The following is a 17,942-nucleotide window of genomic DNA, read 5'->3' as shown; positions in this document are numbered from 1 at the left end:
ATACCAGTGGCATGACGCCGAACGCTGGAAGGCAAATGTATGAGCAAGGTCGGATCCGTAGCCGCTTGGGCGTTCTTTTCGCTTTGCGTCATTGCCGTCATCACATTGCCGGTCAATCTACAGACCCAGCTCATCGTCAGCGTTCTCATCGTCACGTTCATGGCCGTGCTCAAGCTCGCCAATGCCGGCGGCCGCTGGCGGTTGATCGCGCTTGCCTTTGGTACGGCCGTGGTGCTGCGTTACGTCTATTGGCGCACGACGAGCACCTTGCCGCCGCTTAACCAGCCCGAAAACTTCATTCCCGGCTTCCTGCTCTACCTCGCCGAAATGTACAGCGTGATGATGCTGTCGCTGAGCCTGTTCGTGGTGGCGATGCCGCTGCCGCCGCGCAAGGCGAGTTCCATCTCTCCCGGCAAGTTCCCGAAGGTCGATGTCTTCGTGCCCTCCTACAACGAAGACGCAGGGCTGCTGGCCAACACGCTCGCGGCAGCCAAGGCGATGGACTATCCCGCCGACAAGCTGACGGTCTGGCTGCTCGACGACGGCGGCACGCTGCAGAAGCGCAACTCGGCAAACCTCGTCGAAGCGCAGCGCGCGTCCGCTCGCAATGCCGAACTGCAGGCGCTGTGCGACGATCTCGGTGTGCGCTACCTCACGCGCGAGCGCAACGAACACGCCAAGGCCGGCAACCTCAACAACGGCATGCTGCATTCGGATGGCGAGCTGATCGCCGTCTTCGATGCGGACCACGCGCCGGCGCGCGACTTCCTTTTGGAGACCGTCGGCTATTTCGAGCAGGACCCGAAGCTGTTCCTGGTCCAGACGCCGCACTTCTTCCTCAACCCGGACCCACTTGAGCGCAATTTGCGTACCTTCGAGAAGATGCCGAGCGAGAACGAGATGTTCTACGGCATCATCCAGCGCGGCCTCGACAAGTGGAATGCCGCCTTCTTCTGCGGCTCGGCTGCCGTTCTCCGCCGCAAGGCGCTGGAGGATACCGAAGGCTTCAGCGGCATGAGCATCACCGAGGACTGCGAAACGGCACTTGCACTTCACGGGCGCGGCTGGAACAGCATCTATGTCGACCGCCCGCTGATCGCGGGTCTGCAGCCGGCGACCTTTGCGAGCTTCATCGGCCAGCGCAGCCGCTGGGCGCAGGGCATGATGCAGATCCTGATCTTCCGCTTCCCGCTGTTCAAGGGTGGCCTGTCGATCCCGCAGCGGCTTTGCTACATGTCCTCGACACTGTTCTGGCTGTTCCCGATCCCGCGGACGATCTTTCTCTTCGCGCCGCTCTTCTACCTGTTCTTCGATCTCGAGATCTTCACGGCGTCCGGCGGCGAGTTCCTCGCCTATACGCTTGCCTACATGCTCGTGAACCTAATGATGCAGAACTATCTCTACGGATCGTTCCGCTGGCCGTGGATATCCGAGCTCTATGAGTTCGCGCAGACGGTGCATCTGTTGCCGGCCGTCATTTCGGTTCTGTTGCGGCCGAGCCGGCCGACCTTCAAGGTGACGGCGAAGGATGAATCGATCCAGGAAAGCCGCCTGTCCGAAATCGCCCGGCCATTCTTCGTCATCTTCGCGGTGCTGCTGATCGCCCTCGCGATGACGGTCTACCGGGTCTATACCGAGCCCTATAAGGCCGACGTGACGCTCGTCGTCGGCGGCTGGAACCTGCTGAACCTGATCATGGCCGGCTGCGTGCTCGGCGTTGTGTCCGAACGCGGCGAACGCGCGGCCTCGCGTCGCGTCAAGGTCAGCCGCCGGTGCGAGTTCGGCGTTGCCGGTCAATGGTATCCGGCAACCATCGAGGATGTTTCCGCCCATGGCGCGCGGGTTCAGGTCTTCGGCATCGACGCATCGTCCCTGCCGACCGATACCGAGGGCGTGATCCGCTTCGAGCCCTATAGCGGCAGCGGCGGGCCGGAATCTCTGCCTATCGCCATCCGGAACAAGGAGATCGCCGGGGATATCACCATCATCGGCTGCCGATATCTGCCGCAGGTCGCGCGCCATCACAGCCTCGTCGCGGACCTGATTTTCGCCAATTCACGGCAATGGAGCGAGTTTCAAAGCGCGCGGCGCGGTAATCCGGGCCTGGTGCGCGGTACGCTCTGGTTCCTTTGGATGGCGCTCTATCAGACGAGCCGCGGCATGATCTATTTCCTTCGCAGCCTGCGCGGCGCCGAGGCGCAGAAGGGCGGTGCTTGATGATCAGGCACATCGCTCTTGCCTTCGCCCTGTTGGCCATCACCACGGCCGGAGCGGTTGCGCAACCCTCGCCCTTCGACATGTCCGGCGAACGGCCTGCAGATGCGCCCATTCTGCAGCTACCGTCGGCGGCTGCGGGTGAGGGCAACGGGACTGCGGTTGAGCCGCCGGTTGCCGCCAAAGGGCAGGACGATTTCAAGCGCTTCATCATTCCCTTCAGCGCGCTGTCGTTGACGGGCGAGGTCGACGAGCGCACCTGGTCCGTCTACCTGACGGCGGCCCAGGCACAGGCAGCAACGAGCCTGAATTTTGCCTACCAAAATGCGATCGTCGTCGCCCCCGAGGCGTCGATGCTGCAGGTTTTCGTCAACGGCGAACTCGCCGGCGGGGGTGCAGTCGGGTCGGCCGAAGCGGCGGAGCCGCTGAGCTACAACCTGAAGCCGGGGCTGCTGCGCGCCGGTGCCAACGACATCCGGTTCAAGGTGCGTCAGCGCCATCGCACGGACTGCACGGTCGAATCGACCTATGAGCTCTGGACGGAGATCGCGCCGGATTCGGCCTTCATCCGTTTTGCTCCCGGCGACAGCGCGATGCTTTCGAGCCTCGACGACGTGCGCGCGGTGGGGCTCGACGAGCGCGGCCGCACGCAGTTCAATCTGGTCGTGCCCGGTCTCCAGCAGCCGAGCCGTACCGCGGCCCTGATGCGGCTTTCGCAAGGGTTGGCGCTGCGCGGCCAGATGCCGGCGCAGGAGGTCTCCCTTAGCGAAACCATGCCCGAACTCGGGAAGCCTGGCCAGATCACCGCCCTCGTCGGCACCGCCGAGGAAGTGGCGCCCCTGCTCGAGCGGCTGCCGGACGGCGCTTCGAGCGGGCCCGTTGCCATGTTCGTGCGCGACAGCAGGACGGAGGCATCGGTCCTGGTCATCAGTGGGCCGGATTGGTCGGCAGTGCAGGAGGCGATCGAAGGGGTCACCCAGCCGATGGACCGCCCGAGCAACGTGCCGCGCGACGTGATCGCCACCGGGCGCTGGCTGCTGCCGGAGACGCCGCTGGTGGTTTCGAGCACGCGCTTGCGCTTCTCGGAGCTCGGGGTGGAGACCAGCGAGTTCACCGGCCGGCGATTCCGCACGCGCTTCTCCGTTGCCGTGCCCTCGGACTTCTATGCGGATGCCTATGGCGATGCGACGCTGCTGCTCGACGCGGCCTACACCGAAACGGTGCAGCCCGGCAGCCACATCGACATCTACGTCAACGGCAATATTGCGTCGACGATCCAGTTAAACTCGGTGAACGGCGACATTCTGCGGCACCTGCCGATCAATGTGACGATGCGGCACTTCAAGCCCGGTCCCAACCTGATCGAGGTCGAGGCGGTGCTGACGGCCGAACCCGACAAGGCCTGTGCGCCGGGAACGCCCGCTTCCAACGATCCACGCTTTGCGCTCTTCGACACCTCGGAGCTGCGCATGCCGAGTTTCGCGCGGATCGGCCGGCGGCCGAACCTTGCGGCGATTTCCGGAGCGGCAGCACCCTATCGCAGCGACACGGCCGCCATCCCGCTTTATCTCGACCGTGCGGACGAGGACACACTGTCGGCCGCAGCCACGTTTCTTGCCCGTTTGGCCGTTGCCGGCGGCAGACCGCTTGCGGTCGAAATGGTTACGTCACCACTTGCGGCCGGCAACCGAAACGCGCTTTTCATCGGTGCTATGCCGCAATTGCCGAAATCGGTGCTGACCCAGGTCGGCATCGATTCCGCCCGACAGATGTCCTGGGGCAATGCCGTGGTTGCCGGTGCGGGCAACGAGACACAGCAAGCCATGGACGCGTGGCGCACCCGTCTCAGCGGCGGTGCATGGCGGAACCAGGTCACGGCATTCCAGACCTGGGTGAAGCAGGAGTTCGACATTTCTTTGAGTTCGCTGCGCATCGTGCCCGAAACGCAAGCCGAGTTCTCTCCGTCGGAGACCTCGAGCCTGGTTCTCGCACAGGGCGCCAACCCGACCGATGATGCGACCTGGACCTTGCTGACGGCGCCGACAGCCAAGCAGTTGCGCGAGGGGGCGTCGGCAATCGCAGATGCCACGCGCTGGCAGCAGATTTCCGGCCGCGTCTCCGCCTATGAGCCGGCCACCGACAAGATCGAGGTTACACCGGTCGCAGGCTTCGATTTCGTCCAGACGCAGCCGGCGTCGTTGACCAACTACCGCCTGATCTTTGCGAACTGGTTGTCCACCAACATCATGGTCTATGCGCTTTTGCTGATCGTTCTGTCGGTGCTCCTGGGGCTGGCGACTTCCTCAATGCTCACTCGACTGGGGCGACRCAAATGAGGTGGCGAACTGCACTCCTGGCGGGCCTGTTCGCTTTGATGATGCCGATGGCAGCCGGAGCGGCCGAAGATGGCGGTTCGGTCAGCGCCGAGGATTGGGCGCAGTACAAGAGCCGTTTTCTCGATCCCGGCGGCCGGATCATCGACGATGCCAATGGTAATGTCAGCCACAGCGAAGGGCAGGGCTACGGCCTGCTTTTGGCCGTGCTTGCGGATAATCCGGCCGACTTCGCGCTGATCTGGTCGTTCACGCGGCGCGAACTGCTTTTGAGGGACGACGGTTTGGCTGCCTGGAAATGGAGCTCCGCCGAAACGCCTCATATCATCGACATCAACAACGCGACCGACGGCGACATCCTGATTGCCTACGCGCTTGTGCTCGCCGGTGAACGCTGGAAACGAGAGGACTATTTGCAGGCCGCGGCCCGGATCGCCAAGGCCATCCTCGACAACACGCTGCTCGACCATGGCGGACGAACACTGCTGCTGCCGGGCGTTTCAGGCTTCGGCACGACCGATCGGGCCGATGGTCCTGTCGTCAATCCGTCCTACTGGATCTTCGAGGCCTTTCCGGCGCTCAACCGCGTGGCGCCGTCTCCGCGCTGGAAGGAGCTCTCGGACGATGGACTGCGATTGCTGAATACGGCCCAATCCGGTCCGCGAAAACTGCCGGCCGATTGGGTCAGCCTGCGCACGGTTCCTAAGCCGGCCCAGGGGTTCCCGGCCGAGTTTGGCTACAACGCACTGCGCATCCCGCTCTACCTGGTTCGGGCGGGTCTCGGTGGCCCGGATCTGTTGGCCAGATTGCGGGAAGGCATGGCCGGCAGCGACGACGCGCTGGTCCTCAGCGATGTCGCGACCGGGTCCGTGAAGGCCAGCCTGACGGATCCTGGTTATCGATTTGTTAACCATATTCTGGCCTGTGTCTTGGACCGGGTTCCGATACCCGACAGCGTCAAGGTGTTCAGCCCGACGCAATATTATCCTTCCACGCTGCACCTGCTGGGGCTGTCTTACGTGAAGGAGAAGCGTCCGGAGTGTCTATGAAATCCTCAATCGTTGCCATTGCCGCTGTGATGACTACGGTGATCGGGGTTGCCGGACTGACCGATGGCGGCTTCCTGCGGCCAAACAGCAATAAGCTCCCGGAGTTGCCTGACCCATCGCCGGAGACGACCACAGCTATTGCCAGCCTGACGGACAAGGCCTCGCGAAGCCCGGCTCCACAGTTCACCGAGGTTGCACAGGCCGATAAACCTTCCGAAGAAAGGGCGAGCCAGAGAAAGACGCCTCCCGTCGTCGACGAATCGGCGCTTCGCTACTTCGCGGCAAAAGGCGATACTGGTCGACTTCAGGCCGAAATTTCGCGCTTGCGTTCCCTCTATCCGGATTGGGTGCCGCCGTCCGACCCGTTGGCCGTGCCACGGAACAATGACGTCGCGCTCGAAACCATGTGGAAGGGCTATTCGGAAGGCCGCTACGCTGAAGTCCGCAAGGCGATCGCCGAGCGTCAGGCGAAGGATGCCGCATGGCAGCCGCCGTCGGATCTTCTGGAGCGCCTGAACGTCGCCGAGGCGCGGGCCCGGCTCGTGAACGCCTCCGAACTCAAGCAGTATGAGACCGTGATCTCGGTCGCCGCCAGCACGCCGAGCCTTCTCACCTGCTCGGAGGTGGATGTCCTCTGGCATGTCGCCCAGGCCTTTGCCGAGACCAAGCGCCCCGAGCGGGCGCGCGATGCCTATCTTTACGTCTTGAACAACTGCGAGAACGCTCCGGAACGGCTCGCCACCGTGCAGAAGGCCGCTGCGACGCTACCTTACGCAACGATGCAGGGCCTCCTCGCGCTCGAGCGCAGTTCTCCCGAAGGTGTCGCGGAATTCGAGAGCATCCGCGACGACCTCGCCCGGCGTTTCGTCGCCGAAGGTGACACGGACAAGGCGCTCACGGTCGACCCGAAATATGTCCAGCGCGTCGAGCGCTTGGCCGAGGCCGGTGGCACGGCGAGCGATGCGCTGCTGCTCGGCTGGTACCAGTTGCGGCGCGACAACAAGAGTGCTGCCGAGCAATGGTTCCGGCGTGCGCACGACAAGGAAGATTCCGCTTCGGCCTCGCAGGGGTTGGCTTTGACGCTGGTTGCCCGCAAGGTGCCTGCGGAGGCGGAAGCGGTTCTCTATCCGTGGCGGGACAGTTCGCCCGACGCACTCGCAACGTACTTTGCGGCCACGGCCAACCTGCTCGCGATCGATCCGCCGATGACCCTGGATGCGGCCGTGTTGGCGCGGATCGCCGCGGAAACCACCAAGGCCCGTGAGCCGGCAACGGCACAGCAGTTCGGCTGGTACGCGCGCGCCCTCAATCAGCCGGCGACCGCTGCGCAATGGTTCGCGACGGCGCTCCGCTGGAAGCCGGACGACGAACCTTCGGCCTACGGCCTTGCGCTCAGCCGCGACCAGTTGGGCGACAAGGACGGGGTCGTCGAGATCCAGCGACTGTGGTCGGGTCGTTCTGAACGCATCGCCAGCCTCGGCGAAGTCAAAGAACAGCTTGCCGACGTCAACCGTGCGCGGGTCCCGACTGCCGAGACGCAGAGGAGCTCTCCAGAGGCTTCTACGCGCACGACCGTTGTGATGGAGACGGTCGAGCAGCCGGTTGCCCAAAGGCCACGGGTCGCCGGCACCACCCAAAAAGTCGTGCGCAGCGGAGCTGGCTGCAGAACGACGATCAACCCAGCCGGACTGGCGCCGCAGGCGGCGCTCAACCGCGGCTGGTGCCTGATGGACCTCAACCGTCCGCTGGAGGCGGCCGAAGCTTTCGAAGTCGCGCTTCAGGCCCCGGCATCGCAGATCCGAGAAGACGCCGCCTACGGCCAGAGCCTCGCGTACTTGCGCGCCGGCCTGACCAACAAGGCCGCGGTTTCCGCAACCAAGTCGCGGCAGAGCCAAGGGCGAGTTGACGAGTTGCAGACGGCCATTCTGGCCGATCGCGCCATTGCGGCCTTCGATGCCAAGCGCTATCGCGAGGCGATCCTGTTTCTGGACCAGCTCGGACAGATTTCAAGCCGGCGCCAGGACCTGATGGTGCTGCGCGGTTATGCCTATATGAACCTCAATCGCTTTGAGGAAGCCCGGCGGATATTCGGGGCGCTCGCTGCCACGGGCAATCGCGACGCCATGCAGGGCCTGGCGGCCGTTGGCGATAGCCAGGAAATCTGGCCGAACAAGAATTGAACCTCTGCGCTCTTCGAACCAGCCGTAGAATCTCTACGATTTCCGTGTGGGCGATCTGCACCTGTTGCGGTCGCGCGCCCGGCGATCGCTTCACGCACAGGATGCAATCGATAGGCACCTCGGGATTTTCATATCGTGCTTGGCTTCGCCCCTCTTTGGAAGGAAATTAGCGAAACGCGGTGCTATCGTCCGGCCATGTCGCGGCATTGATATCGTTGCAATCGCMGCGTTGCGCGTAGAGGATGAAGCGTTATCGTCCGGCCGCTGTGGGAGGAGACCGCGCTGGCCGGCACGATGGGAGGATAGACATGTTTCAGGGCGGGTTGAACTTCGCGCTTGGCGAGGACATTGACGCATTGCGAGAGACCGTGCAGCGCTTTGCAACGGACCGCATAGCGCCATTGGCGGATCAGACCGATCGAGACAACGCATTTCCAATGCAGCTTTGGCGCGAGATGGGCGAACTCGGCCTGCTCGGCATTACAGCCGGCGAAGAGCACGGTGGTGCCGGCATGGGCTATCTCGCCCATTGCGTGGCGATGGAAGAAATCAGCCGCGCATCTGCCTCGATCGGCCTCAGCTACGGCGCCCATTCCAATCTCTGCGTCAACCAGATCAATCGTAACGGCAATGCCGACCAGAAGGCGCGTTACCTGCCGAAGCTGATCTCCGGCGAATATGTCGGCGCGCTCGCAATGTCGGAGCCCGGCGCCGGATCCGATGTCGTCTCGATGACGCTCAGGGCCGACAAGCGCGGCGACCGCTATGTTCTCAACGGCAACAAGATGTGGATCACCAATGGTCCGGACGCCGACGTGCTCGTGGTCTATGCCAAGACCGATCCTGCGGCCGGCCCGCGCGGCATCACCGCCTTTCTCGTCGAGAAGGGCTATGCCGGGTTTTCCACCGGCCAGAAGCTCGACAAGCTCGGCATGCGTGGCTCCAACACCTGCGAGCTGATCTTCAAAGACTGTGAAGTACCCGAAGAAAACGTGCTCGGCATGGTTGGCGGCGGCGTTCGCGTGCTGATGTCCGGGCTCGACTACGAGCGCGTGGTGCTTTCGGCAGGTCCCCTCGGCATCATGGCCGCTTGCCTTGATGTCGTCGTCCCCTATCTGCATGAGCGCAAGCAGTTCGGTCAGCCGATCGGCGAATTCCAGCTGATGCAGGGCAAGCTCGCGGACATGTATGTGACGGCGAATGCGGCGCGCGCCTATGTCTATGCGGTGGCGGCAGCCTGCGATCGCGGAGAGACGACGCGCAAGGATGCGGCCGGCTGCATTCTCTACGCAGCCGAGAAGGCGACGGCGCTCGCGCTCGAGGCAATCCAGGCGCTCGGCGGCAACGGCTACACGAACGACTACCCGGCGGGCCGCCTGCTGCGCGATGCCAAGCTCTACGAGATCGGTGCCGGTACCAGCGAAATTCGCCGCATGCTGATCGGCCGGGAGCTGTTCACCGAGACGAGCTAGGCAGGGTGAGACGAAAGCGGCCGAACTCGATCCAATGAGGACCTCATGACCGTTCTGAAATCTCACATCTCGCCGTCCTCCGAAACGTTCAGGGCCAATCAGGCGGCCATGGCCGAGGCGATCTCGACGGTCGAGGAGGCCGTGAAGCTTGCGGCCGGCGGTGGGGGCGATGCCGCGCGCGAGCGCCATGTCAGCCGCGGCAAGCTACTGCCGCGCGATCGCGTCGCCAACCTCATCGATCCGGCAACGCCCTTTCTCGAAGTCGGAATGACGGCTGCGCACGGCATGTACAATGGCGATGCACCGGCGGCCGGGTTGATCACCGGCATCGGTCGGGTCTCGGGCCGCGAATGCATGATCGTCTGCAACGATCCGACGGTCAAAGGCGGCACCTACTATCCGCTGACGGTGAAGAAGCACCTGCGCGCGCAGGAGATTGCCGCGGAAAACAATCTGCCCTGCATCTACCTCGTCGATTCCGGCGGCGCCAACCTGCCGAACCAGGACGAGGTCTTTCCGGACCGCGATCACTTCGGCCGGATCTTCTACAACCAGGCCAACATGTCGGCCGCCGGCATTCCGCAGATCGCCGTTGTCATGGGCTCGTGCACGGCTGGCGGAGCCTATGTGCCTGCCATGTCGGACGAGACGATCATCGTCGAGGGGCAGGGCACGATCTTCCTGGCTGGACCGCCGCTCGTGCGTGCCGCGACCGGCGAGGTGGTCTCCGCCGAAGATCTCGGTGGCGCCGACGTGCATACCCGCCTTTCCGGCGTAGCCGATCACCTGGCGCGGGACGACGCCCATGCGCTGGCGCTCGCCCGCCGCGCCGTTGCCGCGCTCAATCGCCGGAAGCCGCTGTCGGTCGAACTGGCGACGCCCGAGCCGCCGCTCTACGATCCGCAAGAGATCGCCGGCATCGTGCCCGCCGACCTGCGCACGCCCTACGATATCCGCGAGGTCATCGCCCGCGTCGTCGACGGTTCTCGCTTCGACGAATTCAAGGCGCGTTATGGTACGACGCTCGTCTGCGGCTTTGCCCATGTCCACGGCATCCCGGTCGGCATCATCGCCAACAATGGCGTGCTATTCTCGGAATCGGCACTGAAGGGCGCGCATTTCGTAGAACTCTGCGCCCAGCGCAAGATCCCGCTCGTGTTCCTGCAGAATATCACCGGCTTCATGGTCGGGCGGAAATACGAGACCGAGGGCATCGCCAAGCACGGTGCAAAGCTGGTGACCGCGGTGGCGACGGCGCGGGTGCCGAAGGTGACGATGCTCGTCGGCGGTTCCTTTGGCGCCGGCAATTACGGCATGTGCGGCCGCGCCTTCTCGCCGCGCTTCCTGTGGACCTGGCCGAACAGCCGCATCTCCGTCATGGGCGGCGAACAGGCGGCCGGCGTGTTGACGACGGTGCGCAGCGAGGCGCTGAAGCGGGCGGGCACGCCCTGGAGCGACGAGGAGGAGGCGCGTTTTCGCCAGCCGATCCTCGATCTCTTCGAGCGCCAGAGCCACCCGCTCTATGCCTCGGCAAGACTTTGGGACGATGGCGTCGTCGATCCGCGCAAGACCCGCGATGTGCTCGGCCTGTCGCTTTCGGCAGCGCTCAACGCGCCGATCGAAGACACGCGCTTCGGCCTCTTCAGGATGTAGGGAGATCCGGATGAAACGCGAAAACATCAATGCCGGCGATGCGCCGCAACCGCGCGGAGGCTATTCGCAGGCCGTACGGCTCGAAGATTTCCAGCGCCTTTTGTTCGTCAGCGGTCAGGTGCCGCTCAGCGCCGAAGACGTCCTGCCGGAAGGGTTCGAGGCGCAGGCGCGTCAGGTCTGGTCGAATATCGATGCGCAATTGCGCGCAGCGGGCATGAGCAAGGCGGATATCGTCAAGGTGACGGTCCTGCTTGCCGACCGGCAGCACGCGATGGCCAACCGCGCGGCCCGGCAGGAATATCTGGGTGCACTCGCGCCCGCCATGACGGTAGCGATCGCCGGGATTTTCGATGCCGGCTGGCTGCTCGAAATCGATGTGATCGCAGCGCAATAGGGCCTGGGGATGCCGATGTTTTCCAAACTCCTGATTGCCAATCGCGGTGAGATCGCCTGCCGGGTGATGCGCACCGCCAAGCGCCTCGGCATTCGCACGGTCGCGGTTTACTCCGACGCCGATGTGGGAGCACTGCATGTGGCGCTCGCCGATGAGGCGATCCGCATCGGTCCGCCGCCGGCGCTCGAAAGTTATCTTTCGGCCGAACGCATCATCGCCGCCGCGCGCTCGGTCGGCGCCGATGCGATCCATCCAGGCTATGGCTTTCTCTCGGAGAATGCGGATTTCGCCGAAGCTGTCGAAGCGGCGGGCATCACCTTCGTCGGGCCTTCGGCGCGCGCGATCCGTGCGATGGGTTTGAAGGATGCAGCCAAGGCACTGATGGAACTGTCCGGCGTGCCGGTGGTCCCCGGTTACCACGGCGAGCGGCAGGAAGCCGAATTCCTTGCGGAAGAGGCGGCGACTGTCGGCTATCCGGTGCTGATCAAGGCGCGTGCCGGCGGCGGCGGCAAGGGCATGCGGCGCGTCGACAGCGCTCCCGAGTTTTTGGCCGCACTCGAAGCGGCGCGGCGCGAGGCGGAGGCCGCCTTCGGCGACGGCTCGGTGCTGATCGAGAAATATCTGACGAAGCCGCGGCATATCGAGGTGCAGGTCTTCGGCGACCGGCACGGTAATATTCTGCACCTTTTCGAGCGTGACTGCTCGCTGCAACGCCGCCACCAGAAAGTGATCGAGGAAGCGCCGGCCCCCGGCATGACCGCGGAAGTGCGGCAAGCCATGGGCGATGCAGCGGTTCGGGCTGCCCAAGCGATCGGCTATGTCGGCGCCGGCACCGTCGAATTCATCGCCGACGTGACGAACGGGCTTTGGCCGGATCAGTTCTATTTCATGGAAATGAACACCCGGCTTCAGGTCGAGCATCCGGTGACCGAGGCGATCACCGGCATAGATCTCGTCGAATGGCAGCTGCGGGCGGCGGCCGGCGAAGCGCTGCCCAAACGTCAGAGCGAGATCGGCATCGACGGCTGGTCGTTCGAAGCCCGCATCTATGCGGAAGACCCATCTCGCGGCTTCCTTCCGGCGACGGGGCGGCTGACGACGATGAGCTTCCCGGAGGATGGCGTACGTGTCGACGCCGGTGTACGGCAGGGCGACCGGATCACGCCTTTCTATGATCCGCTGATCGCCAAGCTGATCGTTCACGGCCCGAACCGTTCGGCCGCGCTTGCGAAACTTGAAAATGCGCTGAGGGCGTGCCGCATCGGTGGCACCATCACAAATCTCGATTTTCTGGCGCGCCTTGCTGCGGAACCGGATTTCCGCGCCGGACATCCCGATACCGGCCTGATCGACCGTTCGATCGATCATCTCACGGCAACGATGGCGCCGAGCGATGCGGCACTGGCACTGGCGGCGATCGTCTCTACCGGAGCGCTGCTGCCCGATGGATCTCCCGATCCGTGGTCTTCGCTCGGCCACTGGCAGATCTGGAGCGATGCCAGCCGGAACGTCACGATCGAGCACACGGGCGGGCGATCGACAGTGACGCTCGCCGCTCGCGGTCGCGACCAGTTCGCGGTTCACACAGGAACCGCGGCACTGCCCGTGGTGATCCTCGACCGCTTCGCCGATGGGGCCCGTGCGGAAATCTCGGGTGCGCAGCATGAGTTCCGCTTCCTGCGCGAAGGCGAGCAGATCACCCTGTTCCTCAACGGTGAGAGCTATGTCCTGCGTCTGCCCGATGCGCTAGGGGCCGGTCATTCCAGCGAGGTGGCCGATGACGAGGTGTCGGCGCCGATGCCCGGCATCGTCAAGCTCATCCGGGTCCGCCCCGGTGACGCGGTCGAAAAGGGACAGGCGCTCGCCGTCATGGAGGCGATGAAGATGGAGCTCACACTGTCGGCCTCGCGCGCCGGCGTCGTCGAGAGCGTCTTGGTCAGCGAAGGCGAGCAGGTGACTGCTGGCGCCGTTCTGGTGATGCTCCGGCCGGAGGGCGCGGAATGAGCGGAGCGTCGCCTGGGTATGTGACGATCGTCGAGATGGCGCCGCGCGACGGGCTGCAGAACGAAAGCGGGCTCGTCCCAACCGCCGACAAGATCCGCCTGGTCGACATTCTGTCCGACTGCGGCTACCAGCGGATCGAGGTGACGAGCTTCGTCAGTCCGAAATGGGTGCCGCAGATGGCCGACGCCGCCGAGGTGATGGCCGGCATTCAAAGGCGCTCCGGTACACGTTACGCGGTGCTGACGCCCAACATGCGCGGGCTTGAGGCGGCACTTGACGCGGGTGCCGACGAGGTCGCGATTTTCGCTTCCGCTTCCGAGACCTTCTCGCAGAAGAACATCAATTGTTCGATTGCCGAAAGCATCGAGCGCTTCCGGCCGGTTGCAGAGGTGTGCCGAGAGAAGGGACTTCCGCTCCGCGGCTATGTCAGTTGCGTCGTCGAATGCCCCTATGAGGGTGCGATCGGGCCGGCCAGCGCCACCCATGTCGCCGGCCTGCTTGATGAACTCGGCTGCTACGAGATCAGCCTTGGCGATACGATCGGCCGCGGTACACCGGAGGCGGTAGACGCGATGCTGGCTGCGGTGCTCGACATCATCCCGGCCGATAGGCTCGCTGGGCATTTTCACGATACATCCGGCCGCGCGCTCGACAACATTGCCGTTGCGCTCGATCGCGGACTCAGGGTCTTCGATGCGTCGGCAGGCGGTCTCGGCGGCTGCCCCTATGCGCCGGGTGCTGCCGGCAACGTCGATACGCTCGCGGTCAACGCCTTCGTAACGGCCAAGGGCTTTTCGACCGGCCTCGACGCGGCGAAGCTCGATCAGGCGGCCGCTTTCGCGCGGACCTTGAGGACACGATCATGACCTTCGAAACGATCCGGATTGCCACCGACGCACGCGGCGTCGCGCGACTGACCTTGGCACTTCCGCAGAAGCACAATGCGCTTTCGGCGCGGATGATCAGAGAGTTGACTGAGGCGGCGCACCTGCTTTCGGTCGATCGCTCGGTCCGCGCGGTTATCCTGGAGGGCGAAGGCCGCAGCTTCTGCGCCGGTGGCGATCTTGGCTGGATGCGCGAACAGTTCGACGCGGATCGGGCGACCCGCATTGCCGAGGCGACGCGGCTGGCCTTGATGTTCAAGGCGCTGAACGAGATCGCCAAGCCGGTGGTCGGTCGCCTGCATGGCAATGCCTTCGGTGGCGGTGTCGGCCTTATGAGCATCTGCGACGCGGCGGTTGCCGCGGCCGGCGCCAAGTTCGGTCTGACCGAGACGCGTCTCGGCCTGATCCCGGCCACCATCAGCCCCTATGTCGTCGCCCGTATCGGCGAGGGCAAGGCGCGGCCACTGTTCATGTCCGCTCGGCTGTTCAGTGCGGAGGAGGCACGCTCCCTGGGGCTCGCCACGACCGTTGTCGCGGCCGACGCGCTGGACGCAGCGGTCGAAGCGGAGATCGAGCCCTATCTCGCGGTCGCGCCGGAAGCCACCGGCCGGGCCAAGCGGCTTGCGCGTTCACTCGGCGCCCCGATCACCGAACAAACCATTGCCGCGACGATCGAGCAGCTTGCCGATTGCTGGGAGTCCGACGAGGCTCGTGAGGGTGTCGGCGCCTTCTTCGACAAGCGTGAGCCTTCCTGGCGGCAATAGGCTTCCTTGAACTGGGCGCTATTTGAGCTTATTTTGATCGCATGATGATCAAAGCAAGCTCGGATCGTGCCATGGCTGCCGTCGGTTTCAATGTCTCCGCCGCCGACTACGGCGAGAGCCAATCGTCCTTTCTCTCCGCCCGGCTGGTCGCCGATCGCCTCGGCGTCACGCTTGCCGAACTGGCGAGGCTGATCGGTGTCGCCCGCAACACGCTGACGGCGAAGTCGAGTGTCCGCAAGGTCGATGCGGCTTTGAGCGTCGTCGTGCGCATCCTCGCGATGGCCGGTGAAATGGCAGGAGACGACAGCCGCGCCGTCATCTGGTTCAAGCACCAGCCGATCCCCGGCTGGGCCGGCAAAACCGCCTATGACCTCGTCGGCGAAGGCAAGGCCGACAAGGTGCTCGCCTACCTCGAAGCCGTACGTTCCGGTGTCTACGCCTGATGGCGGGAAGCGAGCCGGTGCGCCTCTGGCGCGCCTATGTCCCGCGCTGGGCGCATGCGCCGCTCTCCGGTGAGGGCGCCGCGCGCTTCGGCGGGCGCTGGAATCCTGTTGGAATACCCGCGATCTACGCTGCCCGCGAACTCTCGACCGCCTGGGCCGAATACAATCAGGGTTTCGTCCAGCACCCGGCGCTGATCGCCCAGCTTGAACTGCGCTATGCGCGCCTTGCTGATCTGACGGCGGCGGATACGCTGTCCGATCTTGGGCTCACCGAAGAGATCCATCGATGCGAATGGCGCGATGTGCTCGATCGCGATCTGGTGCCGGAGACACATCGGCTGCAGGTGGAGCTCGGCGCGCGCGGCTTCGACGGGCTAATCTATCCGTCCTTCATGTCGCCCGGCGGTACCTGCGTCGCGCTCTGGCGCTGGAACGACGGCGAGGGGGCAGAGTTGAAGGTGATCGACCCGGATGGGCGCCTGCCGAAGACGCCGGCTTCCTGGCTTTGAAACCTCATTCCAGCGATAGAAAACTGTGTCACAGCTTTCCCTCGCTGGCTCAGATCACCTTGCCCGGATTGAGGATGCCGTTCGGGTCGAGCGCCTGCTTGATCCGGCGCATCAGCTCAAGCTCGGCGGGGCTGCGCGAATGGTCGAGGAAATCCCGCTTCAGCGTGCCGATGCCGTGTTCGGCCGAAATCGAACCTTTGTAGCGCCGCACGATCTCATAGACGATTTCGTCGACGACATGCGGCGTTTCCGCGTCGCTGTCGGGTTCCGAGAAGGCGATGTGCAGATTGCTGTCGGCGACATGGCCGAAGAAGGAGACATGGGCGGCCGGGAAACGGGCGGAAAGAGCCTCGCCGCATTCTTCGGCGAAGCGGCCGATCTCGCCGATCGGCAGGCTGATGTCGAGGTTGACCAGGGCTGGCAGTAGCTGGTCCATCGCGTGGCCCTCGCGAACGCTCCAGAAGGCGCGGCTTTCTTTCTCCGACTGGGCAATCAGCGCATCGAAGATGATGCTGTCTTCGAGCGCCTCTCCGAGAAAGGCTTCGAATGCATCGCGCTCGCTGTCATCCCCCAGCCGGTCCTGCTCGACGATGACGGCGAAGGGCGGAACGTCATCAAAAAGCTTCTGTTTGTCCGCCTCGGCGTTGAAGCGGAAGTAGTTCTGCCACATGGCCTCGAAGGCCGAGAGCCCTGGCAGGCGGCGCTGGCATCGCGTCAGGAAGGCAACCACATTGTCGTAGCTGTCCAGCGCGCAGAGCGCCGTCAGTCGGCCGGCCGGCAGCGGCCGCAGACGCAGGACCGCGCGGGTAATCACCCCAAGTGTTCCCTCGGAACCGATGAAATACTGCCTGAGATCGTAGCCGGTGTTGTTCTTGATCATCTTGTTGAGCGACGAGATCACGGTCCCATCGGCGAGCGCGACTTCGAGGCCGAGCACATTGTCGCGCGTCACGCCATAGCGCAGCACGCGGATACCGCCGGCATTGGTGGCGAGATTGCCGCCGATCTGGCAGGTGCCGCGGGCGCCAAGATCGATCGGCAGCAGGAAACCGGCGTCTTCGGCGGCGCGTTGCGCCACTTCGAGCGGCGTACCGGCGCGCACCGTCATGGTCCCGGCTTGCGGGTCGATCTCTTCTACGCCGGTGAACCGTTCGAGCGAAATCACCACTGCGTCACTGCCGGCATTGGCGCCGCCGGCAAGTCCGGTCAGCCCGCCCTGAACGACGATGCTCTGGTTGGTCCCGTTGCAGAGCCGGAGGGTTGTGGCGATCTCTTCGCTGCTTGTCGGCCGGATCACAGCCTTCGGCAGTTCGCGGCCGGTCAGGCTGGCGTCGCTGCGATGGCGTTCGCCGATCTCGGCTCCGGTGAGCACGATATCGCCGAGGGCTTGTTTCAGGTCGTCGACGATCGTCATGCGCATCTCCCGTTTCCGCGGCCTTGGTCGGCAGCGGGCGTCCCTGCTTAGCGCATCTCGAAGCAAATCGAAATCGGCGGGCGAGGCTCAAGCGCCCTTCGCCAGCCTGTGACAGGTCGATGAGATCAGGTGCCCGTGCGCGCGAGTTCGAAGGCTTCCGTTTCTCCGGATTCCTCGGCCTCTTGCTGTTCCGTCTTTGCCTCTGCCGTCTCCTGCCTCTTATCCCTGAAGAGTTTCCACTTTGTGGGTCTGAAGGCGATGCGGCTGTGGTCGCCGGCAGCGGCGCGTTCGGGGGAGAGTTCGATCTCGACATGCGGATGATTGCGGCCGAGGTCGAGTTCGAGATGGCGGGTGCCGGCGACACGACGGCTGRCGGCGACGAGGCCGGCGAGACAGCCGCCGCAGCCGTCGATCAGCTCGATGTCATGCGGGCGGAAGTGCAGGTTGGCCGGACCGTCCGGCTCGGCCGGGGCCCTGAGTCCGATCGGCCGGTCCTCGAACCAGATCTCGCCGTTCGAGAGCGTGACCGAGAGGCAGTTCGACTGGCCGATGAAGCCGAAGACGAAGGGCGAGACCGGATGGTCGTAGATCTCGTCGGGGGTGCCGACCTGCTCGATCGTGCCCTTGCT

Annotated in this window: 14 protein-coding genes; 12 read left to right on the top strand and 2 right to left on the bottom strand. The window is 64.4% G+C overall.

All coding sequences use genetic code 11. From position 1 onward, the window contains the following. Positions 1-39: 39 nt before the first annotated feature. The 12 genes from bcsA to AB4Z53_RS18610 all read left to right on the top strand — a co-directional run bounded on the left by bcsA (position 40) and on the right by AB4Z53_RS18610 (position 15,899). Positions 40-2,217 (top strand): UDP-forming cellulose synthase catalytic subunit, encoded by a 2,178-nt coding sequence (bcsA, locus tag AB4Z53_RS18665; RefSeq protein ID WP_441597037.1) that lies wholly within the window; start codon positions 40-42, stop codon positions 2,215-2,217. After that, on the top strand, positions 2,217-4,550 hold the full coding sequence (locus tag AB4Z53_RS18660) for a cellulose biosynthesis cyclic di-GMP-binding regulatory protein BcsB (protein ID WP_441597035.1): 2,334 nt from the start codon (positions 2,217-2,219) through the stop codon (positions 4,548-4,550). Before bcsA ends, AB4Z53_RS18660 begins: the two co-directional genes overlap by 1 nt. Further along, the gene (locus AB4Z53_RS18655) at positions 4,547-5,596 is read left to right on the top strand and encodes a glycosyl hydrolase family 8 (RefSeq protein ID WP_441597033.1); all 1,050 of its coding nucleotides are present in this window, start codon (positions 4,547-4,549) and stop codon (positions 5,594-5,596) included. Before AB4Z53_RS18660 ends, AB4Z53_RS18655 begins: the two co-directional genes overlap by 4 nt. Beyond that, positions 5,593-7,776, top strand: coding sequence for a tetratricopeptide repeat protein (locus AB4Z53_RS18650; protein ID WP_441597032.1), 2,184 nt, complete (start codon positions 5,593-5,595; stop codon positions 7,774-7,776). Before AB4Z53_RS18655 ends, AB4Z53_RS18650 begins: the two co-directional genes overlap by 4 nt. A 308-nt stretch (positions 7,777-8,084) precedes the next feature. After that, complete coding sequence (locus AB4Z53_RS18645; RefSeq protein WP_113538582.1) at positions 8,085-9,248, top strand: isovaleryl-CoA dehydrogenase; 1,164 nt, start codon at positions 8,085-8,087, stop codon at positions 9,246-9,248. 45 nt (positions 9,249-9,293) lie between these two features. Continuing rightward, complete coding sequence (locus AB4Z53_RS18640; RefSeq protein ID WP_113538583.1) at positions 9,294-10,901, top strand: carboxyl transferase domain-containing protein; 1,608 nt, start codon at positions 9,294-9,296, stop codon at positions 10,899-10,901. A 10-nt stretch (positions 10,902-10,911) separates the two neighbouring features. Then, positions 10,912-11,295, top strand: coding sequence for a RidA family protein (locus AB4Z53_RS18635; RefSeq protein ID WP_113538584.1), 384 nt, complete (start codon positions 10,912-10,914; stop codon positions 11,293-11,295). A gap of 15 nt (positions 11,296-11,310) precedes the next feature. Then, positions 11,311-13,299, top strand: a complete 1,989-nt coding sequence (locus AB4Z53_RS18630) for an acetyl/propionyl/methylcrotonyl-CoA carboxylase subunit alpha (RefSeq protein ID WP_441597029.1) — start codon at positions 11,311-11,313, stop codon at positions 13,297-13,299. Continuing rightward, complete coding sequence (locus AB4Z53_RS18625; RefSeq protein ID WP_441597027.1) at positions 13,296-14,165, top strand: hydroxymethylglutaryl-CoA lyase; 870 nt, start codon at positions 13,296-13,298, stop codon at positions 14,163-14,165. The genes AB4Z53_RS18630 and AB4Z53_RS18625 overlap by 4 nt, the downstream gene beginning before the upstream one ends. Continuing rightward, entirely contained in the window at positions 14,162-14,947 is a 786-nt protein-coding gene (locus tag AB4Z53_RS18620) for a crotonase/enoyl-CoA hydratase family protein (protein WP_441597025.1), read from the top strand. The genes AB4Z53_RS18625 and AB4Z53_RS18620 overlap by 4 nt, the downstream gene beginning before the upstream one ends. Positions 14,948-15,018: 71 nt before the next feature. Then, entirely contained in the window at positions 15,019-15,390 is a 372-nt protein-coding gene (locus AB4Z53_RS18615; protein ID WP_113538587.1) for an MbcA/ParS/Xre antitoxin family protein, read from the top strand. Next, positions 15,390-15,899 carry an RES family NAD+ phosphorylase gene (locus AB4Z53_RS18610; RefSeq protein WP_441597023.1) on the top strand — a complete coding sequence of 170 codons (510 nt, stop codon included), beginning with the start codon at positions 15,390-15,392 and terminating at the stop codon, positions 15,897-15,899. The genes AB4Z53_RS18615 and AB4Z53_RS18610 overlap by 1 nt, the downstream gene beginning before the upstream one ends. A 49-nt stretch (positions 15,900-15,948) precedes the next feature. Here AB4Z53_RS18610 and AB4Z53_RS18605 read toward each other — a convergent pair whose 3' ends face one another. Together AB4Z53_RS18605 and AB4Z53_RS18600 are read right to left on the bottom strand one after the other, a co-directional pair. Further along, complete coding sequence (locus AB4Z53_RS18605) at positions 15,949-17,313, bottom strand: FAD-binding oxidoreductase (RefSeq protein WP_441597021.1); 1,365 nt, start codon at positions 17,311-17,313, stop codon at positions 15,949-15,951. A gap of 125 nt (positions 17,314-17,438) precedes the next feature. Then, positions 17,439-17,942: TOBE-like domain-containing protein (locus tag AB4Z53_RS18600; RefSeq protein WP_441597019.1), on the bottom strand; the 504-nt coding region annotated here is incomplete at its 5' end.

Source organism: Ensifer sp. 2TAB8 (genome assembly GCF_052115125.1).
GTDB lineage: Bacteria > Pseudomonadota > Alphaproteobacteria > Rhizobiales > Rhizobiaceae > Ensifer.
Note: the sequence above shows the minus strand (reverse complement) of the source record. Positions and strands in the feature narration are given on the sequence as shown.